19 protein-coding genes and 1 pseudogene are annotated in these 16,737 nt (G+C 60.6%); 12 read left to right on the forward strand and 8 right to left on the reverse strand.

The annotated features are described in order from the left end of the window. Together FJ942_RS18365 and FJ942_RS18370 are read right to left on the reverse strand one after the other, a co-directional pair. On the reverse strand, positions 1 to 491 hold a 491-nt coding region (locus FJ942_RS18365; protein WP_181169950.1), incomplete at its 3' end, for a cbb3-type cytochrome c oxidase subunit I. 102 nt (positions 492 to 593) lie between these two features. After that, positions 594 to 1,256 (reverse strand): 5-formyltetrahydrofolate cyclo-ligase, encoded by a 663-nt coding sequence (locus FJ942_RS18370; protein WP_140525739.1) that lies wholly within the window; start codon positions 1,254 to 1,256, stop codon positions 594 to 596. A gap of 126 nt (positions 1,257 to 1,382) precedes the next feature. On the opposite strand from FJ942_RS18370, the gene FJ942_RS18375 reads away from it, so the two are divergent. Beyond that, the gene (locus FJ942_RS18375) at positions 1,383 to 2,228 is read left to right on the forward strand and encodes a LysR family transcriptional regulator (RefSeq protein ID WP_140518333.1); all 846 of its coding nucleotides are present in this window, start codon (positions 1,383 to 1,385) and stop codon (positions 2,226 to 2,228) included. 71 nt (positions 2,229 to 2,299) lie between these two features. Next, positions 2,300 to 2,845 carry a DUF488 domain-containing protein gene (locus FJ942_RS18380; RefSeq protein ID WP_140525740.1) on the forward strand — a complete coding sequence of 182 codons (546 nt, stop codon included), beginning with the start codon at positions 2,300 to 2,302 and terminating at the stop codon, positions 2,843 to 2,845. 8 nt (positions 2,846 to 2,853) lie between these two features. Here the strand turns inward: FJ942_RS18380 and FJ942_RS18385 are convergent, their stop codons facing one another. The 3 genes from FJ942_RS18385 to FJ942_RS28860 form a co-directional block, all read right to left on the reverse strand. Beyond that, a complete protein-coding gene (locus FJ942_RS18385) occupies positions 2,854 to 3,414 on the reverse strand; it encodes a nucleoside-diphosphate kinase (RefSeq protein ID WP_140525741.1) in 561 nt (186 codons plus the stop codon). Between the two features lie 162 nt (positions 3,415 to 3,576). Further along, complete coding sequence (gene rnk / locus FJ942_RS18390) at positions 3,577 to 4,041, reverse strand: nucleoside diphosphate kinase regulator (RefSeq protein WP_140525742.1); 465 nt, start codon at positions 4,039 to 4,041, stop codon at positions 3,577 to 3,579. Positions 4,042 to 4,671: 630 nt separating this feature from the next. Next, the gene (locus FJ942_RS28860; protein ID WP_246671102.1) at positions 4,672 to 5,289 is read right to left on the reverse strand and encodes a hypothetical protein; all 618 of its coding nucleotides are present in this window, start codon (positions 5,287 to 5,289) and stop codon (positions 4,672 to 4,674) included. A gap of 2 nt (positions 5,290 to 5,291) precedes the next feature. Here FJ942_RS28860 and FJ942_RS18400 point away from each other — a divergent pair, with 2 nt between their 5' ends. From FJ942_RS18400 to FJ942_RS18415, 5 genes are read left to right on the forward strand one after another with little or no spacing between them, the layout of a single operon-like run. After that, entirely contained in the window at positions 5,292 to 5,813 is a 522-nt protein-coding gene (locus tag FJ942_RS18400; protein WP_140525743.1) for a hypothetical protein, read from the forward strand. A gap of 11 nt (positions 5,814 to 5,824) precedes the next feature. Further along, a complete protein-coding gene (locus FJ942_RS18405) occupies positions 5,825 to 6,367 on the forward strand; it encodes a CBS domain-containing protein (protein WP_210241292.1) in 543 nt (180 codons plus the stop codon). Further along, a complete protein-coding gene (locus FJ942_RS28685; protein WP_210241291.1) occupies positions 6,313 to 6,516 on the forward strand; it encodes a BON domain-containing protein in 204 nt (67 codons plus the stop codon). The genes FJ942_RS18405 and FJ942_RS28685 overlap by 55 nt, the downstream gene beginning before the upstream one ends. 10 nt (positions 6,517 to 6,526) lie before the next feature. Continuing rightward, positions 6,527 to 6,865 carry a ferredoxin FdxA gene (fdxA, locus tag FJ942_RS18410; RefSeq protein WP_140657154.1) on the forward strand — a complete coding sequence of 113 codons (339 nt, stop codon included), beginning with the start codon at positions 6,527 to 6,529 and terminating at the stop codon, positions 6,863 to 6,865. Between the two features lie 5 nt (positions 6,866 to 6,870). Further along, on the forward strand, positions 6,871 to 8,880 hold the full coding sequence (locus FJ942_RS18415; protein ID WP_140898515.1) for a hydantoinase/oxoprolinase family protein: 2,010 nt from the start codon (positions 6,871 to 6,873) through the stop codon (positions 8,878 to 8,880). 64 nt (positions 8,881 to 8,944) lie between these two features. Here FJ942_RS18415 and FJ942_RS28865 read toward each other — a convergent pair. From FJ942_RS28865 to FJ942_RS18430, 3 genes and pseudogenes are all read right to left on the reverse strand, one after another. Beyond that, a pseudogene (locus FJ942_RS28865) lies at positions 8,945 to 9,200 on the reverse strand (zinc-binding dehydrogenase); the annotation flags it as partial. 74 nt (positions 9,201 to 9,274) lie between these two features. Further along, positions 9,275 to 10,330 (reverse strand): hybrid-cluster NAD(P)-dependent oxidoreductase, encoded by a 1,056-nt coding sequence (locus tag FJ942_RS18425; protein WP_181169952.1) that lies wholly within the window; start codon positions 10,328 to 10,330, stop codon positions 9,275 to 9,277. Between the two features lie 89 nt (positions 10,331 to 10,419). Continuing rightward, the gene (locus FJ942_RS18430) at positions 10,420 to 11,277 is read right to left on the reverse strand and encodes a LysR family transcriptional regulator (protein WP_140521272.1); all 858 of its coding nucleotides are present in this window, start codon (positions 11,275 to 11,277) and stop codon (positions 10,420 to 10,422) included. A 124-nt stretch (positions 11,278 to 11,401) separates the two neighbouring features. On the opposite strand from FJ942_RS18430, the gene FJ942_RS18435 reads away from it, so the two are divergent. The 5 genes from FJ942_RS18435 to FJ942_RS18455 all read left to right on the forward strand — a co-directional run bounded on the left by FJ942_RS18435 (position 11,402) and on the right by FJ942_RS18455 (position 16,710). Then, positions 11,402 to 12,484, forward strand: coding sequence for an amidohydrolase family protein (locus FJ942_RS18435; RefSeq protein WP_140739983.1), 1,083 nt, complete (start codon positions 11,402 to 11,404; stop codon positions 12,482 to 12,484). 9 nt (positions 12,485 to 12,493) lie between these two features. Next, positions 12,494 to 12,847 (forward strand): Rieske (2Fe-2S) protein, encoded by a 354-nt coding sequence (locus FJ942_RS18440; RefSeq protein ID WP_140559945.1) that lies wholly within the window; start codon positions 12,494 to 12,496, stop codon positions 12,845 to 12,847. Between the two features lie 248 nt (positions 12,848 to 13,095). Then, entirely contained in the window at positions 13,096 to 13,980 is an 885-nt protein-coding gene (locus FJ942_RS18445; RefSeq protein WP_181169954.1) for a glycine betaine ABC transporter substrate-binding protein, read from the forward strand. A gap of 125 nt (positions 13,981 to 14,105) precedes the next feature. Next, entirely contained in the window at positions 14,106 to 15,197 is a 1,092-nt protein-coding gene (locus FJ942_RS18450) for a betaine/proline/choline family ABC transporter ATP-binding protein (RefSeq protein ID WP_224519145.1), read from the forward strand. After that, positions 15,184 to 16,710, forward strand: a complete 1,527-nt coding sequence (locus FJ942_RS18455) for an ABC transporter permease subunit (protein ID WP_210241287.1) — start codon at positions 15,184 to 15,186, stop codon at positions 16,708 to 16,710. Before FJ942_RS18450 ends, FJ942_RS18455 begins: the two co-directional genes overlap by 14 nt. The last annotated feature ends 27 nt before the right edge of the window (positions 16,711 to 16,737 follow it).

The raw sequence follows: 16,737 nt of genomic DNA on the forward strand, positions 1-16,737 counted from the left end.
ACGAGGTCGACGGCGGGACCTGGCTGGCCATCCGTCGAATAAGGCGGATAGAGCGTCCAGCCGCCGCCATGGCCGAGTGTACCGGGCGCTCCCGGAACGAACATCGAGGTGATGAAGAGGATGAATGACACCACCAGCAGCCAGAACGAGATGTTGTTCAAGCGGGGGAAAGCCATGTCGGGTGCGCCAATCATGATCGGCACCATCCAGTTGCCGAAGCCACCAATCAGCGCCGGCATGAGCACGAAAAAGATCATGACCAGCCCATGGGCACTGACGACCACATTGTAGACGCCCGGATCGCCAAATATCTGCAAACCCGGTTCCTGCAACTCCATGCGGATCAACACGGAAAGCGCCGTACCGAAGATGCCTGCCATGATCGAGAACAGCAGGTAAAGCGTCCCGATATCCTTGTGGTTGGTCGAGAACAGCCATCGGACGAGAAACCGGGGCTTGTGATCATCCAAGGTCGTGGCTGGAATGGACATGATATGCTTCCTGCTCTCCTCTTCCGGCAGGCGAGGCGGCCTCAACCATGGACGGCACCTGCGATCCGCCGTCACACGGGGCCAGGTCTTGCCTGCGCTCTTTCATTCATCCGTGACGATCGCATCCATCGGAATGTCGTGCGGCTGCGGATAGATGGTTCGGATCCTGCTACGGGCGTAACCGACGCCGACGACGAGAGGCCGCCTGGGCGCCGCGGCCAGGGTCCGGTCGAAGAAGCCGCCGCCATAACCCAGGCGATAGTTAGCCTCGTCGAAACCGACAACGGGCGCGATGACCACATCCGGTTGGACGGCAGGTCCATGAGAGGGGACAAGAATATTCCAGAATCCGCGTTCGAGCGGGTCTCCCGGCCCCCAGATGCGAAACTCCAGCGGCCAGCCTTTCTTGATGACGACTGGAAGCGCAATCCGCCCGCCGCGCTCGATCACCTTTATCGCCCAGTTGCGGAGGTCGGGCTCACCGCGGAACGGCCAATAGCCGCTGACGATCCGCCCGCTCACCCGACCGACGGCCAGGTCGAGAACGGAAGCGATGCGTAAAGACCTCGCATTGCGTTCCTCGGCGTCGATCGCGAGACGCTCATCGATTAGACGCTTGCGTTCCGCCTTGCGCCATCGACAGACATCGGGCCATGCGTCCTGAACGGCCGGCTCAGTGCCGTACCCCGGGACAAGCTCATCCATAAAGCATGGTGGAGAGGCGTATTCTCTCGTCTCCGGACATACATCCTCCCGATCAGACATCGCACGCTCCATATCCGTTACAGCGGAGACCCTCGCCTACGTGGACGTTGCGCTGCGTAAAACAGGAAGGCAAACGGAATTAAATGCTGTATTGATGCAAGATTATTGCACTAATCGGGAACCAGCATGGACATCGACCGCGCGCGCACGTTTTTGGAAATCGTCCATTCCGGCAGCTTTCTGAGAGCTGCCGACCGACTCCACGTCACCCAGACCACTGTCAGCGCGCGGATACGCACGTTGGAGGAAGAGCTCGGACGTCAGCTCTTTGTCCGCAATCGCAATGGTGCGCAGTTGACGCAGGCGGGCCGGGAGTTCGAGCGGTTCGCGCAATCATTCGTGCAAATCTGGGAACGAGCACGCCACCAGCTCGCCATCCCATCGGGACGGACAAGCGTCGTTGCCCTGGGCGGGGAGCTCAGCCTGTGGAACCCGCTGCTGCTCGATTGGCTGGTCTGGATGAAGAAGGCCAGGCCGGAAATCGCCATCCAAGCCCAGGTCGGCGTGCCGGACCAGCTCCTCGAGCAGCTCAGGACTGGCGTTCTCGACATCGCGGTGCTCTATGCGCCGAAGCTGCTGCCAGGCTTCAGGGTGGAGCTCCTCGTGGAGGAGCAGCTCGTCTTGGTTCGGAGCACGGACAGGGACTCAGAGTTGGACGCCTCAAGGGACTATGTCTATGTCGATTGGGGGCCGCTGTTTGCGGCCCAACATGGCGCCAGTTCCTCTGCCTTCGGGGAGCCGGGATTGATGGTCGGCCTTGGTCCGCTTGGGCTGAGCTACATCCTGCGCGCCGGCGGAATGGGCTATTTCCGTAGGGGCGCGGCAGCGCCCCATATCGAGGCCGGGCAGTTGGAGGTCGTGGAGGGCGCGCCGGAATTCACCTATCCGGCCTATGCAGTCTATCCGGATGCAAGCGCGTCGCGAACCGACGTACAGGAGGCGCTACGTGGATTGAAGCAGGTGGTGAAATGACCGCGTTCTTTCAGTTCCAAATCACTGATCACGCGGCCGGAAAGAAATCCACCGCCATGGATTGATCGAACATGCCTTATCCGTTCCACACCATCGGTCACTCGACCCGGTCGATCGCCGAATTCGTCGCCCTGTTGCGGGTTGGCGAGATTACCCTCGTGGTCGACATAAGGACCATCCGGCGATCGCGGGCGAATCCGCAATTCAACAGCGAAACGCTGCCGGACAGCCTTGCGGATTTCGCGATCGGATATGAGCATATTGCCGAGCTTGGCGGCCTGCGCGGCAAGGCGCACCCCATTCCACCGACGCTCAATGCATTCTGGATCAACCAGAGTTTTCACAACTACGCCGACTACGCGCTGTCGGCGGAGTTTCATGGCGGCCTGGAGCGGCTTGTGTCCCTTGGCAGGCAGCAGCGGTGCGCCATCATGTGCTCGGAAACGCTTTGGTGGCGTTGCCACAGAAGAATCGTCGCGGACTATCTGATCAGTCGTGGCGAGTCTGTTTTTCATCTGATGGGCCATGACAAGGTCGAGCCGGCGAAGCTCACCGACGGTGTGGAGGCAAGGCTCGACGGAACGCTTGTCTACCCGCCTTCCCCGCGTTCTGGGTAGTCGAGGCCTCAGGCGGCCGACGGCCCCGGGTCGTCAAACCCGTCGTTGAAAGCCGCCATGGCCCTGTTTTCCGCGTTGGGTTCTGCCTCATCAGAGTGATGGACGACGCGCAAAACCGGTCCGTTCGGTCGCCACGGCTCCGGCGCCGCACTCCCCGCCAGCTTCAATCTCTCACGCCTTGCGGCTTCCGGTTGGTAGACCACTTCATGCACAGTCAGTGTTTCATGGCCGCCTTGCGCGGTCGGAATGGACATGGACTGACCTTCGGCCAGACCAAGCAGCGCGAGGCCGCGCGGGTTGGTGATCGGCAAAAGCATGCCAACCAGACCGCGCATCTCGTCATGTGCGACGATGCGGGTCTCGGCAGGGCCGTCGTTTACACGATAGGTCACTCGGGTGCTGAGCGTCACGACCGTTGGCGGAATGTCTTCTCGAAACATCACAATTGCGCTCGAAATCTTCCGTTGAAGGACAACGGACAAGGCATCGCCGCGGGGATGGCGCTCTTGCATCACTTCAAGAATCGTGAAGTCCTTGGTGGTCAGTTGGCAGCTATCGATAGTGGGCATGGTGCGTCTCCAAGACGGACCCGTGAAAGGGTTCCGGCGTCAAGCATTTGATCGGATGTGGAAGCTACCCCCTGTGCCGGACCAGAACAGGCCGGCGCAGGGGTCACACTCCCGCGATCAGGCTGCCTGCGTGATTGAGGAGACGGATGGAAACGCCCATGTCTAGGCGTCTGCCGGGATCGCCGAAGACGCTGGTGCGCGCCGATCGACTGCATCGCCGTCCGCAGCGGGTTGGCCTACGGCGAGCACCGACAGTTTGTGCCGGCGCCCATCGCGCGCGGTCCACATGATCGACTGTTCGGCCGAGAGGCCGATCAGGGCCGTGCCGATCGGCGTGAGGACTGAAACCTTGCCTTCGGAGATATCCGCGTCGCCAGGAAAAACCAGCGTGACTGTCTTGGCATTGCCAGTATCGGGCTTGAATGTCACCGTCGAACCCATCTGGACGGTGCCGGCGGAGACCGAACCATCGGCGACTATACGTGCCCGCTCGAGTTCGGCGAGCAGTTCATCGGAGGCCTCCGGATTGCGCGCGGCCACGGTGCTCGCAACCGCCGACAGACGCGCATGGTCTGACTGTGAGATGCGGATGTTCGGCTTGCGCCGGGTTTTCGTGTTGTCTTGCATTTGAATACTCATGCTTCCGCTCGGACCAGCCGCCACGGAGGGTGCCGGAATCGGGCCAATTCGTGAAAATCTCGATGGAACGCCGATGCTCCGGAGGCTTGAGGCCCTGCGGAACCATCCCATGTGTGGGCAAACACACCGCCCCTCGGCTCGGGGCGCGCATGGCAGCCGAGCCGGGGGCTACATTCCCGCTATGGGGCAAACCCGGAAAAGAAAATCGCGACGGATTCTGACTGCGGCGTTCATAGGACCATAGTTGGTGAAGCAATCCGGGAAGTCAAGTCAGCCACCTCGGTGCAGTCTGGCGGCTATCAATCCTAAACTTAGTCAGAGCGAGCGCCAAGCAACGTTCTTATCACCAGCTCTCTTCCGGCCCGGTTTATTCCGGTCCCGCTGGGTCTTTCTTCAGCCAGTCCGAGAAAGACAAGACGTTCGGCCAAGGCTTTCGATAGAGATGGGTAGGGTCCGCGGTTCATTCGCTTGAGTGCCGTCTGCTCCTCCTTGGTGAGATCGTTCCAGATAACTGTCATGAGAGCCATCTCCCTTGTGTGCACTATCAAGCCGATGCCGATCCTGAATTGTCCAGCGACGGGCTGCGACCATGAATTCATTGGGCCCGGAAGGTCTTGCTTATGGAACGGCATCTGTTCCGACAATGCCGCCTTCATTCTCCAGAACGCCGATCCGCTTGACTTCCGAGCGGTTGAGCTTCAGGCGAACGCCGATACCGCCGCCGTTCTCGGCAATGAAAACGGCGCCGGCGCTTTCAAGCGCGGTTTGCAGCGTGTCGCAGATATCTCGGTCAGGAAGGTTGATCCGGCGCTCGAATTCTTCGATGACCAGCGCATCCACGCCTGAATTGCCGGCGAGCTTTTCACGGGTCCATTCGACCAGTGCGCGAGCGGCACGGCATTGAGCACCAGTGATCATCCTCAAAATCTCCTTCTGGATCGCTTTGGGAGCGAATTGCCGCCTGCTGAAACCCAGGACGCTGGGAGTGCGACGGCCGCGTCCGTAAAAAATGCATATCGAATCCGAAAAGGAAAGGGTTGCGCCCCTCACCGCGATCGAATCATGATGCAAAATAATTGTGCTGAAGCGGCAATAAATTTCGTTTGTCTTGCAGATAAGGATGAGTGAAGCTCGTGCGTAGCGAAACGACAGATTGGGTGCCAGCCAGCAGGTCTCAACGCTAGGGGACTGTTTGGCGATATCGCGCGAAGGGCACCTTGGGCTCGGCAATGACAATAATGGACAGGCTTGAACACGATTTCGGCAGGATCCTTTCTGGCCCGGACATTCGGCGTCATGTCGTCGGTCGAATGGTATCTGCCAATCGCCCTGACGCAGATGACGGCATCCCAATCGTACCCGTGGATGACAATGCTCTCAAAACCCGGCTGCGCGAGGAACTGCTCCTGCAAGCACGGACCCGGCTGCCGATCACCTATGCAAGACTGGCCAAGAGCATGGTTGGTTCGCAAGCAACAGGCGTGATCCAGGGTGCACTCGAACAACTGATGGACGACGATGCGGACGAAGGCCTGCCATTGCTTGCGGCCGTTGCCGTGAACGCGCTCGATCCTGGTTTGCCCGCTCCCTGGTTCTTCCACAAAGCCGAGGACATGGGGCTGTTCGCTGGCGATCCGGCCGATCTGGAAGCGTACGCTTTCCATGCAAGGGAGTTTTGTCGCGCGATCCATCTCCATGCTGGCAACGGGCAAGGCTCTGGAACGACCTTGCCGCCGGTACTGCCGCCTGCAGGCCGGTGAAGGAGAACGAAATGCTGATCGCCAAGGACGTCATGACGTCGCCGGCCATCGCGGTAGGGCCTGACAGTACGGTGGACGAGGTCGCCGATATTCTTCTGTCGCACGGGATCAGCGCCGTGCCGGTGATCGATCGAGGTGCGCTGCTGGGCATCGTCAGTGAAGGAGACCTGATCCGCCGGGCGGAGATCGGAACAGCACCGCAGGGTCGTTCCTGGTGGCTTCATTTATTCACCAACAACGCGGTTCAGGCGGAAGACTATGTCAAATCTCATTCCGATCATGTGATCGACGTCATGACACAGCAGGTTGCGACGGTGGTCGAGAGTACGCCAGTCGCCGAGATCGCAACCCTGCTTGAGCACAATCGGATCAAGCGTGTCCCAGTGCTGCGCGACGGGCAGGTGGTGGGATCGTCAGTCGCGCTAATCTGGTGCGAGCGCTGGTCATTGCCAGGAAAGGGTGGCGCGCTCCGGCCTTGCATGACGACAGCAGCATCAGGATGGAGATTGTCGATGCCTTGCGATCCGAATCGTGGCCCTCGACTTCGGACGTGATCGTGAACAACGGCGTGGTCACCCTGTGGGGAACGTATCTGTCGGAGCAGGAGCGGAAAGCCTCGATCGTCCTGGCTGAAAACACCGCTGGCGTGCGGGCTATCGATGACCATCGCATTCCCCTCGATATGACCTACGGCTTGGTCTGAAGGCCACCGAATGACGTTCGTGGTCACCGACAATTGCATCAAATGCAAATACATGGACTGCGTGGAAGTCTGCCCGGTGGACTGCTTCTACGAAGGCGAGAACATGCTCGTCATCCATCCCGATGAATGCATCGACTGCGGCGTCTGCGAGCCAGAATGCCCGGCGAAGGCCATTTTTCCCGATACCGAGCCTGGTCTCGACGATTGGCTCGCGCTGAACGCCGAGTATGCGTCTGCGTGGCCCAATATTGCGGTCAAGCGCGATCCACCCGTCGACGCCAAGGCGTTCGACGACGAAGCGAACAAGCTCGCGAAATATTTCTCGCCGGAACCTGGGTCGGGTGACTGATCAAAATGAACGCATATGCGCTCCAGCCGTCGCCACTTTATCTGGGCATTGACACTGGCGGCACGTACACCGATGCCGTGCTGTGGTCGGAATCCACAGGCATCGTGGCCAAGGCCAAGTCGCTGACCACGCGGCACGATCTTGCCGAGGGCATCGCCGGCGCCGCAGACGCTGTTTTGTCCGAGGCAGTCATCGAGCCCAGCGCGATCAAGCTCGTCTCGATGTCCACCACGCTGGCCACCAACGCCCTCGTCGAAGGGCAGGGCGGGCGGGTCGCGCTGGTGATGATCGGCTTCACTGAAGCCGACCTTGCCCGGAACGGATTGTCAAAGGCCCTCGGCTCCGATCCCGTGATCTTTTGCCCGGGCGGACATGACGTCCACGGAGATCCGCGTGAGCTGGTGCTCGACGCTCTCGTGGCTGCGCTGCCGTTTCTCGCCGACACGGTTTCAGGCGTCGCCGTGGCCTCCTATTTTGCCGTTCGCAATCCCGAACACGAAATCGCGGTACGTGACGAGCGCATCGGGCTCCCGGTGACCTGTTCGCATGAATTGTCGTCGAAACTCGGCGGCCCGCGTCGGGCGCTGACCACGCTTCTCAACGCCCGGTTGATCTCGATGATCGATCGCCTTGTCGACGCCACGGAGGGATTTCTGGCAAGACGCGGGATCGTCGCTCCGCTCATGGTCGTGCGCGGCGACGGCGCGCTCATTACCGCAGAATTCGCCCGCGCTCGGCCGATCGAGACCATTCTGTCAGGACCAGCGGCAAGCCTGGTGGGGGCGCGGTACATGACCGGCATCGATGATGCGGTGGTGTCCGACATAGGCGGCACTACCACGGACATCGCAGTTCTGGACGGCGGCCGCCTGCGGCTCGATCCGGAAGGCGCCACCGTCGGCGGAATGCGAACCATGGTGGAAGCCGTGGCCATGCGCACCTTTGGCCTTGGTGGGGATTCGGAAGTTTCGCTTCATGAGCAGTCGTTGGCTTCGACGATCGTGCTCGGGCCCCGGCGGCTGGTACCGCTGGCGCTCGCCGCGGTGAAACACGGCGATGCCATATGCCAAGGTCTCAACCGGCAATTGCTCAGTCCCAACACCAGCCGGCTGGACGGCCGCTTCGCATTGCGCACAGGTGTGCCCGAACGTCTAGCCGCAGGCCTGACGGTTACCGAGACGCGGCTCTATGCTGACATTTCGGCAATTCCCGCCGCGCTCGATCGGCTGCTCGTATCGACGTCACAGGTCGCGACGCTCAATCGCCTCGTCGCACGTGGCCTGGTACATATCGTCGGCTTCACGCCATCCGATGCAGCCCATGTGCTCGGCCGGCAAGGGAACTGGGATCCTGTCGCGGCTCGACTGGGCGCCGAATTGTTCTCACGCAAGCGCGACGGCCAGGGGCATCGTGTCGCCAAAGGCGCAGAAGCGTTTTCCGAGATGGTTCTTGCCGCCGTCACCCGGCGTTCTGCCGAAGTAATTCTTGAATCGGTATTTGCCGAGGACGGGCTGGAGGGCGGCGTCTCCGTTGCCAACCCGCTGGTTCAGCGGGCGGTTGGCGGGCGAGGCGGCATGGCGCGGCTGTCGATCGCGCTCGACCGGCCGGTGATCGGCCTCGGGGCGTCGGCTTCGCTGCACTTTGCCGGGCTGCCGCAATTGATCGGCAATGAATGCAGCATTGCCGAACACGCCGATGTCGCAAATGCGTTGGGCGCCGTGGTTGGACAGGTGCGAATGTCAGCGGAAGCGCGCGTCAGCCAACCGGAGATCGGGCTTTTCCGTCTCAATTCCGGCGAGCGGCTGGACGACTATGACACCAAGGACGAGGCGATGGCCGCAGCCGAAGCCCACATTCGAGTCTTGGCGGCAGGTCTTGCCGAGCGCGCCGGGACCGATCAGGCGCGGATCGAGATCGCACGCGACATAAGAGTTGCTACAATCGAAGGCGAGCGCAGTTTCGTGGAAGCCATCGTCGTCGCGACAGCCACCGGGCGGCCGCGAATCGCGTCGTGACATGCACGCGTTGTTGTGGTGGAGCGTTGTCGAGTGACAATGCTCTGACAGTACTTTTTCCTGAGGCGGCGATCGCCTCGTCGAGATCGCGACCTTGCCAATGTTCATCCGCAGCCGCCCGTTCCGCACCTGCTGGACGATCTCGCTCAACTGGCCACGACCGGACTCGACGACGAAATCGACCGCCAAGCCATCCGCGGGCTGCGCCTCGGCTGGTCCGACGACGGTCACCAGCATACCTCGCCCCGGATCAGGGCTGCAGACCGCTTCTGGATGTTGCCACCGATGACGTCGAACACCAGATCGATGCTGCCGATGTCTTATCGGTGCCTTCCACGACAATATCGGTACTGAATTGCTTTGTGATTTGCACGGCCGCGGTGTGCGCCTGCAGTTACAAGTCTATCGACACCGCTCCCATGGGATGTGTGCAGCAGGCGAGCACATATCCGGCGTCCTTCTCCTGTGCGCTGAGTCCGCCGAAATCAGCCATTTCCACGTCGCCGCTGACCTTCAGCACACGACAGGTCCCACAAATCCCTTGCTGGCAAGCGCTTGGCAGGTACAGACCAACGTTCCGAGCGATTTCGAGCAGGGTCTGTGTCGAACGGCATTGGTGGGTGACACCTGTGCGAGCAAAACGCACGGAAGCGGCCTGGGCTGTTTGCAACACCGGTGCAGGCTTCAGCAGGCCGCCAAAGCTCTCCTCATGATACCGACCAGGATCCAAGCCGATGCTGTTGAGGGCGTTCCGGACTGCGTTCATGTAAGGCTCGGGCCCACAGGCATAAACGGTGCGCTCCCTAATGTCGGGAGCAAACTTCAGCAACATGGACTCACCAACCAATCCAGTTGGACCGGCCCAATTATGCACAGCTTCGGCGCAGACGACATGGACGTGAAAATTGCGATGGTCCCGTGCCAGGTTGTCAAGCTCGTCACCGAAGATGATGTCCTTCGGCGAGCGTGCGCTATGAATGAAGCAGACATCCTTGTCGGAGCCACTGTCGGCGAGCGTGCGCAGCATCGACATCACCGGTGTTATGCCGCTGCCGCCGGAGAGGAAAAGCGGCCGGTCGCTCCGCAGGTCATCCCAGTTGAAGCTGCCGGACGGGCCGTCGATCTCTATTTCGCTTCCCTGTTCGAGATTGTCATGCAGCCAATTGGAAGCGAGGCCGCCGGGGACGCGCTTGACGGTTATCCTGAGGTCTCCCACCCGGGTTGGCGGCGAAGAGATCGAGTAAGTCCGGACGGCCGGAGCGCCGTCGATCACGAGGTTCAGAGTGATAAACTGCCCGGCTTTGAACTGGCCGGCCTGCCCGCGCTTTGGACAAAAGACGAAGGTCTTCACGTCGTGCGTCTCCTGAACGATGCCGCGACAGATCAGCGTGTGACGTCCGCTGACGCGGTCGGATCGGCAGGAGGGAGCGAAAGAAACGAGGGCGTTCATCATCTGGCTCCCATTAAGGGGCTAAGAATGCCAGCAGGCCTACGTTCGATACAGGAGGAACCTCAAGCATCTATGATCGACAATATCGATCAACCTTCCAGCGACATGACCGCAAGATGAAGCGCGCGAATGCCTTTCTTTATGATTGGCTCATGCCGGCGTCGCGCGAGAATTGCGGTGTAGACGGGCTGATGCAGAGTTGGAGCACCTTCCACAATGTGGGAGGGTTGCTCGGCGGCGAAGCGACGCGCATCGTCGGCGCGCATGTAGCAGGTGCCGCCTGCGCGTCTCAGCATATTGTCGGCCAGCGTTTCGGAGCCCATCGAAAGCCGGCACGCAGTCAGATTTGGCAACGCCTCGGCATGAGCCTTCTCGAGCGCAACGGTGTAACCCGGCCGGATGTAATTGTCCGGGCTTACATCGCTAAGCCGGCGTGCCTTGGTCGAGACCATTGTATATTCCTCAACCATCAGTTGGTCATATGTGATCTCGGGCAGGTAGCGTGGAGCATAAACAACAGCAATATCGAGGTTTCCCAGGCTCAGATCAGATATCATCTGCGGCGAGTAGTCGGATTCGACATGGATCGAGGACCGCGGCAAGACTTGCAGCAGCATTTCCAACCAACCCGGCAGGATCGAGCGGGTCATTCCAACCTGGGCAGCGACCCGAAGGCTGCCTTCGAATCTGTTAAAGGCGCGCACGTCGTGACGGGCCTGGGACCAGGTCGACAGCATTGACCGTGCGTAAACCTCAAACCGCCGCCCTGCCGCGGTCGGCTCGGCACCGGCGCGGCCGCGATGGAAGAGTTCGGACCCCACGGCGGCCTCCAGGTTCTTGACACGGGTGCTGACCGTCGATTGCGTCAGTCCGAGGCGCTCCGCCGACCGGTTGAAGTTTCGCGATTCAATGATGTCGAGAAACGTCTCTATTTGTTCCAACTGCATAGGCGAGCCATCGATTTTTGCGATCGTATCTAGCTGTTTATACGCTTGATCCGTGCACTATCAAAGCGGAAGTTCGGTGCAGAAGCCACGGTCTGTGACGGCCGCATCAAAGGAAGAGGGAAAAGTGTTCATAGTCGATTGCGATTGCCACAACTATTGGTCCAACGCGACGGTGCTGGAGCCCTACCTGTCCGGTGTCTGGAAAGACATGTTCATCGAGGGCGAGAAGACCGGCCCGGTCGGCGCTTTTCCGCACGGCCATCGCCCCTGGTTTCATCCGCAGGATTTCTCCCGCAAGGATGTGCGACCGAAGGTGGAGGCGGACAACTACCTGATCATGAAGGAGAAGCACCTCGATAAATACAATGTCGGAGTGGCAATCCTAACTGGCGACGAGCCCATCGAAGCGTCGACACTCGCAAATCCCTATTACGCTAGCGCGCTGGTAAGCGCCTACAACGACTACCAGATCAATGAATGGCTGCCGAAAGACAGCCGCTTCATGGGCTCCATCATCATCGCACCGCAAGACCCGCGCCTTGCGGCGGCGGAGATCCGGCGCCTCGGCGCGCATCCCCGGATGGCGCAAGTTCTGGCCTCCCAAGGCTCTGTGCGGCCGTATGGCGACCCGTTCTATCACCCGATCTTCGAGGCCTGTGCCGAGGTCGGTTTGCCGTTCGCCATACATCTTGGTGGACATGGCGGCATCAACTGGAACGCTGTCGCGCCAGCGCCCACCACTTTCTTCTGGGAAACCCATGCGATCCTGCACATGTCGGCCATGTCGCATGTGGCAAGCATGATTGCCCATGGCGTTTTTGAGAAATGGCCGGACCTCTACTTCGTGATCATCGAGTGCGGCGTCGCCTGGGTCCCGTCGGTCCTGTGGCGCCTGGATGCCGACTACAAAGCACTGCGAAAAGAGACGCCATGGCTGAAAATGCTGCCGTCGGAATATTGCCGGCGTAACATACGTTTCTCCACCCAACCGCTGGAGCAGCCTTCGAATGTCAACCACCTCTGGGCGATCCTGGAGGCCATGGACGGGGAGAACACGCTGCTGTTTGCGTCCGACTACCCCCATTGGGACTACGATGACGTCAACACTTTGCACATCCCGCCGGAATGGCGCCGCAAGGTGCTCGGCCAGAATGCGCTAGACGTTTACAAGCGCATTCCCCGCCCGCAAGCCGCTGCTGCAGCGTGACGACCTGAGATGGCTGAGAAGACGTATATTTGTCGCTCCGACGAGATCCAGGTCGGAACGCCGTTCATCGCCAAGGTGCGCAGCCTGTCGATCGGCGTGTTCCGGATCGGCGATAGTTTCCATGCGCTGCTGAATGTATGCCCGCATCGAGGGGCCCCCCTTTGTGAGGGACCGCAATGCGGAACGACTGCTCCCGTCGAGCGAGCCGAATTCATCTATCACCGTGAGAATGAAATCGTTCGCTGTGCCTGGCACGGGTGGGAATTCGACATCAGGTCGGGCGCAGCATTGGTCAACCCGTCCGTTCGCGCGAGGACGTTCCCAGTCTCCGTCGAAGCTGGGAGCATATACGTGACGGCCTGAGCATGGAGACACCCTCTGCCTACAGAGCGGGTATCGGAATCTCAACGACCGCCTAATGCGCTTCATCGTTTTTGCTAATGCGGCACAATTTGGGATGGATTGCCTGCACGTTTCGCTAACTTGACCAATAAGCTGAGAAAAATCAGCGCAACTCACTGGGGAACGATATGAAAAACCGACTTCTTGCACCATCTCTCGGCGTTCTATTGTTGGCGCCGGTTTCGTCGGCGTTCGGTGCAGACGTGACTATGCCGGATCCAAACTATGCTACCGCAACGGCGGTCATGAACGTCATCAAGAACGCGGCCGAACAGGAGCTTGGGCTCGACGTTTCCACCGTCACCACCACCGCAGTCCCAGTCATTTGGGAAGCCATGGATCGCAACAAAGGCGAGGTCGACATCTGGCCAGATGTCTGGCTGCCGAACCAGCAGGGCCTGGTAGACAAATATGTCAAAGGCGCCGGCACGGTGAAACTCGCGCAGAACGGCTACGAAGCCAAGCAAGGCTATTGCGTCACCCAAGTCACGGTCGACAAATATGGCATCAAGGATGTCGCGGATCTCACCAATCCGGACAACGCCAAGATCTTCGACACCAATGGCGACGGCAAGGGCGAAATCTGGATCGGCGCGTCAGGCTGGCAGTCGACAAACATCGAAAAGGTGCGGGCCCGCGACTATGGATTCGCCGATTTCTTCGATCTCCAGGTGACCGACGAAGCGGTGGCCGCGGCATCGCTCGACCGGGCCGCGAAGGCAGACAAGCCATGGGTCGGCTACTGCTACGGCCCACACCAGAATTTCGCCCGCTACAAGCTTGCCTTTCTCACCGAACCGAAACACGACCCAGCCAAGTTCATGATGCTGCAGCCGAGCGAGGATCCTCAATGGTTCGAAAAATCGAAAGTGTCGTCGGCATATGCTGACACCACCGTGCACATCGCCTATGCTGGTTCGCTGGCCCAGCGGCAACCGGAACTGACCGCCGCCCTGGATCGGATTACTTTCAATCCGGACGACATCAGCAAATGGGCCTATGCAATCATCGTCGACAAGAAGCCGGCAGGCGATGTGGCGAAGGAATGGATCAAAGCCCACCCCGACGACGTGGCGAAGTGGTTCGGTCATTGAAGGCCAGGGCCGGCATTGCAGGCTCTGAACCGGCCTGCACTGTTGCCCGGCCGCTCAAATCCGTGATCGGACGGGAGCGGTAGCCGGTGGACACCGCACCGATCATTGCGCCGGGAGGACCCGGCCTGGCGGACCGCGGAGACGCGGCAAGCCACGGTGCCGCCATCATTTTGAAGGGCGTCTGGAAAATCTTTGGCGCCCGCGCGCCAGTGGCGATGATGGCGATTTTGCGCGACCGCCTGGACAAGGACGAAGTGGCCAGGCGCTTCGGATGTGTCGTGGGCGTCGCCAACGTCAACATTTCGGTTCGGCCGGGTGAAATCTTCTGCGTCATGGGCCTGTCGGGCAGTGGCAAATCGACATTGATCCGCCATATAAACCGCCTGCTCGAGCCGTCCGCCGGCGAGATTTTCGTCGACGGTGAAAACGTCATGGCCAAGTCGCCCGCTGAGTTGAGGGCATTGCGGTCTCGCAGGATCGCCATGGTGTTCCAGAGCTTCGGTCTGCTTCCGCATCGCACCGTACGCGACAACGTCGCGCTCCCGCTGGAGATCCAAGCCGCGACCAAGCAGCGGAGATTTGACGCGGCCGAGGCGGCACTTGCCAAGGTGAACCTGTCGGGCTGGGGGGATCGCTACTGCCATGAGCTCTCAGGCGGCATGCAGCAGCGCGTCGGCCTCGCCCGCGCTTTGGCTGCCGATCCAGCGATCCTGCTCATGGACGAGCCATTCAGCGCGCTCGATCCCTTGATAAGGCGGCAACTTCAAGACGAGTTCCTGGCCCTCTCGCGCTCGATGGGAAAGACAGTGATCTTCATCACCCATGACCTCGACGAGGCGATCCGGATCGGCGATCGCATCGCGATCATGAAAGATGGCGTCATCGTCCAGACCGACACGCCCGAGGAGATCGTCACATCTCCGAAGCACGACTATGTCGCGAAATTCGTCGCCGACATCTCGCGCCTGAAGGTGATCACCGCCGGGCGCATCATGGAGTCGGTCGAGAGTTTCAAGAGCCGGTCTCATCCGGAATTGGACGTCGAGCGGTTGCGCAGGGTGGATTCTCGAGAATCCCTGGCCGAACTCGTCGAACTCGCGGCACGGGATGCCGCACCGCTTGCTGTGACAGATCCCGGTGGGTCTGTCGTCGGCATCGTCGACAGGCAGATCCTGCTCCACGGTCTGCGAAAGGGCGAAATCCGTGAACGCCCATGATCCTGTCGCTGTGCAATCGATAGAGCACGCCCAACCGGTAGAGGAAGGACTCGTACGAGAATTCGTCCTCCGCAACCCCGATTACTATATCGATGTGTTCGCCCGCATCCGGCGGGCTTCCAGTGCCGTCTGGCCGTTCAACCTGGCGGCCGCGCTGCTTGGACCGGTGTGGGCCGCTGCCCGAGGCATCACACTTCTGTTCTGGCTCATCTTCTTCCTGGAGACGCTTGCGGTGGTTCAGATCGGCGTCGGTGCCGCTGGCAACCTCGGCGCCGGGGAGCAAGCACGCGCCGAACGCGTCACCAAGCAGGCACAGGCGCGCGCGGAACAGGCAAAGGCCGCCGAGGCAGCGGGGGCGGACAATGCAGCTGGCCTGAAATCATCAGCGGCCGCTCTGGAGAAAGCTGCCAACACGGCCAGAATGCGGGCCGACGCCGCAAAAGCGAAGGCGCCGGTTGTAATTGGGTCCGGCATTGTCACTTTGCTCTTCGCCAGGTTGATCGCCGGTTTCCTCGCCAACCGGATGCTGGAGCGGCGCTTCGCGCGCTGGCGTTCGAACCCGACGCTTCAGCGCGGGCTCAATCATCCGCTGGCGCTATGCGCCCTTGCCTTCTGCATCGCAGCCTATGGGCTTTCGGTCTATCGCTTCGCCGCGCCGACACCAGCCGTCTGGCTGACTGCCGCGCCCTCGAATCGCGAGTGGCAGGCCGCGTTGTCATCGGGTCTGGACAGCCTGATGGGAGCGGTGTCGCATCTCGGGGAGGGCTTTTTCGGCGGCATCACAGGCGCAATATCGTTGGTGCTCGATGCCTTGGCCTATGGACTGACGGGCATGCCCTGGCCAGTGACAATGGCGATCATTCTAGCCCTGGCCTGGCAACTGGCGGGGCCGCGCGTCGCCATCTTCACCGCGGCTGCGCTCGCCTATCTTGCCGTGCTTGGCTTTTGGGAAAAGAGCCTGGAAACAGTCGCCCTGTTGGGCACATCGGCCATTATCTGCCTCGCGATAGGAATTCCGCTTGGGATATGGTGCGGGCGCCGACCGCGCGTCTATGCCGCCGTGCGGCCGGTGCTCGACTTCATGCAGACCATGCCGGCATTTGTCTATTTGATCCCGGTGATCGCATTGTTCGGCATCGGCAAGCCGCCCGGCGTCATCGCCACGCTGATTTTCGGTACGCCGCCAGTGGTGCGCCTGACTGCGCTCGGTTTGCAGGGTGTCCCGCCGGCCATTAGAGAGGCCGCGCAAGCCTATGGTGCAACAAGATGGTTTCTCCTGACCCGGGTCGATCTCCCGCTAGCGATGCCTTCCATCATGGCCGGCATAAACCAGACCATTTTGATGTGCCTTTCAATGGTGGTCATCGCTTCCCTGATCGGCGCCAAAGGGTTGGGAGAAGATGTCCTCAATGCGCTTCAATACGCAGCTGTCGGGCAGGGACTGCTCGCGGGCTTCGCCATACTTCTCTGCGCCATGATCATCGACCGTATCGTGCAAGGACGAACCAGATAAAGCCGTTTGGGAACGATCTTCTCGCGG

Source organism: Mesorhizobium sp. B2-4-2 (assembly GCF_006442845.1).
In the GTDB taxonomy this organism is placed as follows: Bacteria; Pseudomonadota; Alphaproteobacteria; order Rhizobiales; family Rhizobiaceae; genus Mesorhizobium.